The 8,032-nt window shown below is 73.7% G+C and carries 6 protein-coding genes, 1 tRNA gene and 1 riboswitch; of the genes, 2 read left to right on the forward strand and 5 right to left on the reverse strand.

All coding sequences use genetic code 11. From position 1 onward, the window contains the following. Positions 1–112: 112 nt before the first annotated feature. Positions 113–1,438 carry an esterase family protein gene (locus AE652_RS29340; RefSeq protein WP_049656928.1) on the reverse strand — a complete coding sequence of 442 codons (1,326 nt, stop codon included), beginning with the start codon at positions 1,436–1,438 and terminating at the stop codon, positions 113–115. Further along, positions 1,435–2,076 carry a class F sortase gene (locus AE652_RS29345; protein WP_049656930.1) on the reverse strand — a complete coding sequence of 214 codons (642 nt, stop codon included), beginning with the start codon at positions 2,074–2,076 and terminating at the stop codon, positions 1,435–1,437. Before AE652_RS29345 ends, AE652_RS29340 begins: the two co-directional genes overlap by 4 nt. A 405-nt stretch (positions 2,077–2,481) precedes the next feature. On the opposite strand from AE652_RS29345, the gene AE652_RS29350 reads away from it, so the two are divergent. Continuing rightward, positions 2,482–3,771: a hypothetical protein gene (locus AE652_RS29350; protein WP_199823158.1), complete on the forward strand. Its 1,290-nt coding sequence runs from the start codon at positions 2,482–2,484 to the stop codon at positions 3,769–3,771. A 3-nt stretch (positions 3,772–3,774) separates the two neighbouring features. Here AE652_RS29350 and AE652_RS29355 read toward each other — a convergent pair whose 3' ends face one another. Both AE652_RS29355 and AE652_RS29360 read right to left on the reverse strand, forming a co-directional pair. Further along, a complete protein-coding gene (locus tag AE652_RS29355) occupies positions 3,775–5,214 on the reverse strand; it encodes an MFS transporter (RefSeq protein WP_049656932.1) in 1,440 nt (479 codons plus the stop codon). Between the two features lie 94 nt (positions 5,215–5,308). Next, the gene (locus tag AE652_RS29360) at positions 5,309–5,623 is read right to left on the reverse strand and encodes a multidrug efflux SMR transporter (protein ID WP_049656934.1); all 315 of its coding nucleotides are present in this window, start codon (positions 5,621–5,623) and stop codon (positions 5,309–5,311) included. 44 nt (positions 5,624–5,667) lie between these two features. Continuing rightward, a riboswitch (guanidine-III (ykkC-III) riboswitch) is annotated at positions 5,668–5,733 on the reverse strand. 84 nt (positions 5,734–5,817) lie between these two features. On the opposite strand from AE652_RS29360, the gene AE652_RS29365 reads away from it, so the two are divergent. Beyond that, positions 5,818–5,889: transfer RNA gene (locus tag AE652_RS29365), tRNA-Cys, on the forward strand. Between the two features lie 96 nt (positions 5,890–5,985). Here the strand turns inward: AE652_RS29365 and AE652_RS29370 are convergent. Next, the coding region (locus AE652_RS29370) for a xanthine dehydrogenase family protein molybdopterin-binding subunit (protein ID WP_049656936.1) at positions 5,986–8,032 on the reverse strand (2,047 nt) is incomplete at its 5' end.

The raw sequence follows: 8,032 nt of genomic DNA on the forward strand, positions 1-8,032 counted from the left end.
CGGGTGACCGGCGCCCGGTCGGCCCGGTCGGTGCCGCGCTCGGCCGAGCGCTCCGCGTCCGGCCCCGGCCCGCGCTGCTCGCCGACGGTGGCCAGCGCCGTCCCCGCCCCGGTCACCGGGTCAGCCCGGTCTGCTGGGCGAGCCACGGGAGCTGCTGGGCGATGCCGGGCCGGAAGACGACCCAGCCGTGGCCACCCGGCATCAGTTCGAACTTGGACTTCATTCCGGCCGCCTGCGCGGCCTGGTAGACCTTCTCCATCTGCGGTCTGAACTCCTCGTCGGTCTCGCCGACGACCAACGCGACGTTGGTGTCCGGGAACTTCTTGCGGGCCATCACCTGGAGCGGATCGACCGCGTCGAACTTCTTCTCGTCACCACCGAAGGCGGCCTTGACGGTCTGTTCCCGACTGCCCAGGGTCGGTTCCTCCTGCCCGGACATGTCGAGGACGGTGCCGTACACGTCGGAGGCGTTGACGCCGAGCTGGAGGGCGCAGGTTCCACCCATCGAGGCGCCCCCGATCGCCCAGGACTTCCGGCCGGCCGCCGTCTGGAGGTGCTGGTGCACCCACTCGGGGACGTCCACCGCCAGGTAGGTCTGGGTCTTGGCGATCTTGGAGTCGAGGCAGAGCGTGTTGGCCCAGGTGGAGCCGAGCTGGTCGGGCATCACCACGATCGGCGCGAGGCCGCCGTGGTCCGCGGCGTAGGCGTCCAGCGCCTCGTTGATCTGCGCGGAGAGCACCCAGTCCCCCGGGACGCCGGGCTGACCGGTGATCATCACGATCACCGGGAGCAGCGGCCGCGGGGTGGCCTGGTAGGCGGGCGGGAGGTAGACGTACGCGTCGCGGGCCTTGAAGCCCGACTTGGTGCCGGGGATCGGCACCACCGACACGGTGCCCTTCTCGGGCAGGTCCGCCGGGGGCTGCCAGACCTCCTCCAGCGTCCTGCCCGGCGGGGCGGCCACGGTCTGGCCCGCCTTGTCGGCGACCAGCCCGTCGGTCTTGGTCAGCCACGGCGCGAGCATCACGCGCCCGCTCGGGAACTGGCCGAAGCCGATGTTCACCTCGGAGGAGGCCATCAGCACCACCAGGCCGCACAGGCCCAGCGCGAGCCCCCGCCGCCGCCAGGTGAGCCGGCGCATCCGGTAGCCGGCCAGGCAGAGCCCGGTCAGGGCGATGGCTATCCACCAGGTGACGTACTTGGGCGTGCCCTCCGGGAAGGGGTGCCACCAGCCGTCGACCACGACGTCCAGCAGCCAGCTGAGCGCCGCGGCGGTGATCAGGGCGGCGGGCAGGCGGACCCGCCACCAGCTCCGGCCGCGGCCGACGGCGAGCGCGATCAGCGCCGCCCAGCCGGCCGCCAGCACGGCGTGCGGGATCAGGCCCTCGGTGAGCGGCCAGTCGATCGGGTTCCAGCGGGAGGCAAGGGTCAGCGTGCTCATGCGGCTTTGCCCGGCGGGGTGGTGTCGGCCAGGAAGCCGTAGGCGACGACGTTGCCGTCGTAGCCGTGCTCCTCGCTGTACGAGCCGCCGCAGGTGATCACCCGCAGCTGCGCGTCAGTGGCCTGACGGTAGACCCGATCGTCCGGGAAGTCCTTTCGGTCGTGCACTTCGATGGCGTAGAGCTGGTAGACGGCGGTGGCGCCGTCCGCCCGGGCGATCTCGATCCGGTCCCCCCGACGGAGCGCGCCCAGATGATAGAAGACCGCGGGGCCGGTCTTGTTGTCGACGTGTCCCGCCAGGATCGCGGTACCGCGCTGGCCGGGGCTGGCCCCGCCCCGGTACCAGCCCGCCAGGTTGCGGTCCGCCTCGGGCGGGGTCTGCAGGTGGCCGTCCGCGTCCAGTCCGAGCGCGGTGACCGGGGCGTCCAGGCGCACCGCCGGGATGCGGATCCGGGTCGGCGCGGACGGGCCCAGCGGAGGGACGACCGAGACCGGCGTGATCCCGGCCTGGGCCTGGCCGGCCCCCGGCGCGGGCGGCAGCGACGGGCCTCCGTCGTGCACGAGCCAGGCACCGAGCACCAGCGCGGCACCCGCCGCCAGGGTGCCCGGCCAGGGCCCCCTGCTCTGCTGGACGCCCACGGGCGCTCCCCTCTGCCGACGGAACCCCGCTTCCTGGGAGTTTCCTGGGAAACAATTCAACCGGAACGGACTGTAAGGCACGTCCATACGACGGTCGTACCGGCACCCGCCGATCGGCAGGGCTGACGCCCTCTTTCGTGCGCCCCGTGGGCACCCGGTCGCGGAGCGCGACGGCCGCCCCCCGCATACGATCGCCGCAGGAACACTCCCGACACGAGCTACCGACGGTTCTACGGACCCGATCGGTTGCGGCGTTCGGGCGATCGCTCCGGACGACGCGCTGCGCCTCTCCGACCGGCCCCGCCCCCGTGCCATGCTGACCCGGCCACGGGTTGTATCACCCACTTGTCCGACCGGACTCCGCACTCCCGCACGCCGCCCCACCGCCCCACGAACGGAGTGACCATGGAAGCCCTCTCACGCCGCACCCTGCTGGCGGCGGGCGCCGCCACCGCCGCCACGCTGGCGGCCGGCTGCGGCAGCGACCACGCCACCGGCGGAGTGCGGGTGCCCGGAGCCGTCGTCCCGGCCACCGGCGCGGCCGACGAGCGGGGCGACACCCCCGCCCCGGCCCCGGCCCCCAAGCCGCAGGCCGTCCTGATCGGCGACGGCTCCACCTCGGACACCGGCGCCCAGCCGCACCAGCCGGTCCCCGACCGGCTGCAGCCCGGCCAGCGCCCGCCGCAGTTCGTGGTCTTCTCCTGGGACGGCGCCGGCGAGCTCGACAACGGCCTGTTCGCCCGCTTCCGCCGGCTGGCGCAGGAGCACGACGCGAAGATGACCTTCTTCCTCAGCGGCCTCTACCTGCTGCCGGAGTCCAAGAAGGACCTCTACCGCCCGCCGCAGCACAGGGCCGGCGCCTCCGACATCGGCTACCTGAGCGACCAGCACATCCGCGACACCCTGGAGAACGTGCACGCGGCCTGGCTGGAGGGCCACGAGATCGGGACCCACTTCAACGGCCACTTCTGCGGCTCCACCGGCGTCGGCAAGTGGTCCCCCGAGGAGTGGGACAGCGAGATCCAGCAGGCGATGGACTTCGTGACGAACTGGCGCACCAACACCGGCTTCACCGACCTGCCGGCGCTGCCCTTCGACTACCGCAAGGAGCTGATCGGCAGCCGCACCCCCTGTCTGGAGGGCCAGCGCAACCTGCTGCCCACCGCGGTCAAGCGCGGCTGGCGCTACGACAGCAGCGGCAACGGCACCCAGGTGTGGCCGCAGAAGATCCAGGGCGGCGCCCTGTGGGACCTCCCGCTGCAGTCCATCCCGTTCCCCGGGCACACCTTCCAGGTGCTCTCGATGGACTACAACATCATGTACAACCAGTGCGGCCCCAACACCAAGGCCGACCCGGCGCTCCACCCCGGCTTCCAGACCCAGGCCCGCGACGCCTACCTGATGGGCTTCGACCGCACCTACAACGGCAACCGGGCGCCGTACGTCATCGGCAACCACTTCGAGGAGTGGAACGGCGGCATCTACATGAACGCCGTCGAGGACGTCCTCCGGACCATCGCGGGCAAGCCGGAGGTCCGGCTGGTCTCCTTCCGGCAGCTGGTCGACTGGCTGGACGCCCAGGACCCGGCGGTGCTGCGCAAGCTCCAGACCCTCGCCCCGGGCCAGGCCCCGGCCGGCGGCTGGGAGGCCTTCCTCGGCGCCCCGGTGGGGGCCGGAGCCCCCGCCGGGTCCTGACCGTCAGGCCTTCGCCCGCACCCGGCCGGCCAGCAGCGCGCCGAGCAGCGCCACCCCGGCCATCGACAGCAGGATCACCGCGAAGGCGCCGGGCGAGCCGGCCGCCCCGCCGCCCTCGTGGGCGGCGGCGAGCGAGCCGCCGCCCAGCGCCGCGAACAGCACCCCGGCCATCCCGGTCAGCAGCACGTTGCCCAGCGCGTCGCTCATCTGCAGGGCGGCCGAGTTGGCCCCGGCGTCCTCCGGCGTGGAGAGCTTCATCATCAGCACGCTGACGCTCGCGATCGCCATCCCCATCCCGATGCCGCCGACGCCCCAGGCCACCGACGCGACCCAGGCCGGCACCGCCGGGAACAGCACCAGCGCGGCGCCCCCGATCGCCACCGCGGTCAGCAGCAGGCCGCCCCGGATCATCGCCTCGCGGTAGCGCTCCGCCCCGGGCCGGCCCTGGAGCCAGGAGCCGACCGCCCAGGTGAGGCCGCCGCTGGTCAGGGTCAGGCCGGCCAGCGTCGGCGAGAGGTCCCGCTGGGTGGTCATCATCAGCGGGACGAAGGCCTCGGCGCCGAGGAACGCCCCGGCCGCCATCCCGCGCAGCAGGATCACCGCCGGCAGCCCCCGCCCGGCCCGCAGGGTCCCGGTCGGCAGCAGCCCCAGGACGGCCGGCACCAGCAGCGCCGCCCCGGCGATCCCCGGGAGCAGCCCGATCAGGTCGCGCCGCTGGCCCGCGTACTGCAGCAGGCCGGCGCCGACCGCCGCCATCGCGGCCAGCAGGGTGCGACGGCGGTCGAAGGCCGCGCCCCGGACCACCGGGCGCTCCCGCTCCGAGCGGGCCAGCGCCGGGCCCATCACGGCCAGCGGCAGCAGGATCAGCGCCGGCACGGCCAGGAACACCCAGCGCCAGCCCAGGTGCTGGGTGACGGCCCCGGAGACCAGCGGGCCGATGATCGAGGGCAGCACCCAGGCGGAGGAGAAGGCCGCGAACACCGCGGGCCGCAGCCGCTCCGGGTAGGCCCGGCCGACGACCACGTACAGCGCGACGATCACCAGCCCGCCGCCCAGGCCCTGGATCGCCCGGCCGGCCACGAACACCCACATCCCGGGCGCCGTCCCGGCCACCACCAGCCCCACGCCGAACACCGCGATGCCGCTGAACAGCGGCCTCAGCGGGCCGCTCCGGTCGCACCACTGGCCGGAGACGACCAGGGCGAACAGGGTGGTGGTGAAGTAGCCGGAGAAGGCGAAGGCGTACAGCCCGAGCCCGTTCAGCTGGCGGGCCGCGGTCGGCATCGCGGTGTTGACGGCCGTCGCCTCGAAGGCGATCACCAGGACCACCGAGACGATCCCCAGGGTCAGCGCGCGGTAGCGGCCGCCGAGCACCCCGCCACCGGGGTCGTCGTCGAGGGGTATCGGAACAGGGTCGACCGAGGTGGGGGAGGCAGTGGTCATACGTAACATCGTAAGAGCCGTCCGCCTCGATGACCCCTGACCCCGGTCGGTGATCGACTCCGCCCCGGGACCTACGCCGCGGGCCCGCCGGGGCTCAGTGCAGCACCTTGAGGCCCACCACGCCGGAGACGATCAGCAGCAGGCAGCCGATCCGGGCCATGGTCACCGCGTCCCCCAGGACGGCCATGCCGTAGACCGCGGTGCCGACCGCGCCGATGCCGACCCAGACCGCGTAGCCGGTACCGATCGGAATGGTGCGCATCGCGTACGCCAGCCCGCCCATGCTGAACAGCAGGGCGACGCCGAAGACGAGGCTGGGAACGAGGCGGGTGAAGCCCTTGGACGATTCCAGGGCGACCGCCCAGACGGTTTCGAGGAAACCCGAGAGGATCAGAACGAGCCAGGCCATGACGGTGGTGCCTCCGCAGTCCACAGCGGCCGGATTGCCGCTGAACTGCGCCGTCTTGTCGTCACCGGGTACGACGCGCTCGTCCGGGGTGGCGGAAATGCCGCCACCGGTCTCCGACGGTAGCACACACTGCCATACAGAATTTACAAAGGAGCGTTGACCGCTCTCCCCGGATCGGCCACTATGAATTCACTGGCCGTGTGCCCGAGTGGCTTAGGGAACCGTCTGCAAAGCGGTACACGCGGGTTCGATCCCCGCCATGGCCTCGTGGAGAAAGGAATTGCCGGTCGACCCGGAAAAGTCGGCCGGCAATTCCTTTCCGCTGTTTGCACCGCTTTTTGTCGCCTTTCCGAACCGTCCGGTCAGGCGGTGACGGCGTCCTCCGCCCGGATCGGCAGCCGGCCGACCGGCAGGCCGGTGGCGGCGCGCACGGCCGCGGCCACGGCCGCCGGGGCGACCACCGCGGGGACGGCGCCGACCGCCTTCGCGCCGAACGGGGCCACCACGTCGCGCTCCTCCAGCAGCGCGGCGATCCGCACCTCCGGGGTGTCCAGCGCGGTGGGCAGCCGGTAGCCGGTGAGCGAGGGGTTCTGCAGCACCCCGCCCTCCGTACGCAGGTCCTCCAGCAGCGCCAGGCCGACGCCCTGGGCCACCCCCGCCTCGATCCGGTCCTCGATCTGGCGCGGGTTCAGCGCCCGGCCGACGTCCTGGGCGACGGTCATCTCGACCACCCGGACGGCGCCCAGCTCGATGTCCACGTCCACCACCGCGCGCATCGCGCAGAACGAGATGGAGACGAAGGCGTCGCCCTGCCCGGACTCGTCCAGCGGCTCGGTGGGGGGCGGGCGGCACTGCGCGGTCGCCCACAGCTCCTTGCCCTCCAGCGCCTCGGCGACCGGCATGCCGAGCACCCCGTCGTACGAGGTGATCTTGCCGTCGGCGATCTGGAGCAGCTCCGCCGACATCCCGAAGTTCGCCGCGATCGGCTGCAGCAGCTGGTGGCGGACCATCAGCGCGGCCCGCTCGACGGCGCCGCCGGAGACCCAGGTGTGCCGGCCGCGGGCGGACGGCCCGGCGATCGACTGGTCGCTGTCGGCCGGCGCGATGTAGACCTCGCTGACGCCCAGCACGGTCTGCACGATCTGCCGGGCCAGCGTGGCGAAGCCCTGCCCGGCGTCGACCGCCGCGCAGATCACCGTCGCGTGGTCGCCGCTGACCCGCACCGTCGCGGTGGAGACCTCGTCCTCGCCCTCGGCGCCCAGCATGTGCACCATGCCGACGGCGTAGCCGATGCCGCGCCGCACCGCCGCCGGGTCGCCCGCGCCGCCGGGCCCGCCGGGCAGCAGCCACTCGGCGTCCGGGTCGTCCACCGGCAGGGCCGGCAGCGGCTCGGCCGCGACCGCGTCCAGCAGGGCGCGCACCGGCGCCGGGCAGGTGACGGCCTGTCCGGTGGGCAGCGGGTCGCCGGTGGACATCGCGTTGCGGCGGCGGATCTCCACCGGGTCCACGCCGATCCGGGCGGCCAGCTGGTCCAGCTGGGACTCGTACGCGAAACAGGCCTGCAGGGCGCCCTCGCCGCGCATCCGGCCGGCCGGCGGGTTGTTGGTGCGCACCGCCCAGGCGTCCACGAAGACGTTCGGGCAGACGTACGGACCGGCCGAGAAGGCCGTCGCGGCGGCCAGCGCCTCGGCGGAGACGTCCGCGTAGGCGCCGCCGTCCAGCAGGATCTGCGCCTCGACCTTCACCAGCGTGCCCTCGGCGTCGGCGTGGTGGCGGTAGCGCAGCAGCGCGGGGTGGCGCGAGGTGTGGGTGTGGAAGGACTCCTCGCGGGTGAGCGTCATCTTCACCGGGCGGCCGGTGCGCAGCGCCAGCAGGGCCAGGGTGACCTGGAACGAGAGGTCCTCGCGGTCGGTGGTGGCACCGGGCACGCCGGTGGCCACCAGCCGGACCCGGTCCGGCTCCAGGCCGAGGCAGGCGGCGGTGCGGTCGCGGTCGCCGTGCGGGTCGGTGGAGGACAGGTGCAGTTCGACGCCGCCGTCCGGGCGCGGCACGGCCAGCCCGGCCTCGGCGCCGAGCGGGGCCGGGTCCTGTCGGCCGACCTGGTAGAGGCCCTCGACGATGATCTCGCCGACCGCGTCCGGGTCCCCGGTGCGCAGCGGCAGGTGGCGGAACAGGTTGCCGTCCGGGTGCAGCGGCGGCGCGGTGAAGGACTGCTCCGGGTCGGTGACGGCCTCCAGCGGCTCGTAGTCGACCGCGATCAGGCCGACCGCCAGCCGGGCGGTGTCCGGGTGGTCGGCGGCCACCGCGGCGATCGGCTCGCCGTGGTGGCGCACCACGCCGGCGGCCAGCACCGGCCGGTCGGAGACGATCGGCCCGGCCGGGGCGCCGTCGGGGGTGCCGTCCGGGCCG

The organism is Kitasatospora sp. MY 5-36 (assembly GCF_001182915.1).
GTDB lineage: Bacteria > Actinomycetota > Actinomycetes > Streptomycetales > Streptomycetaceae > Kitasatospora.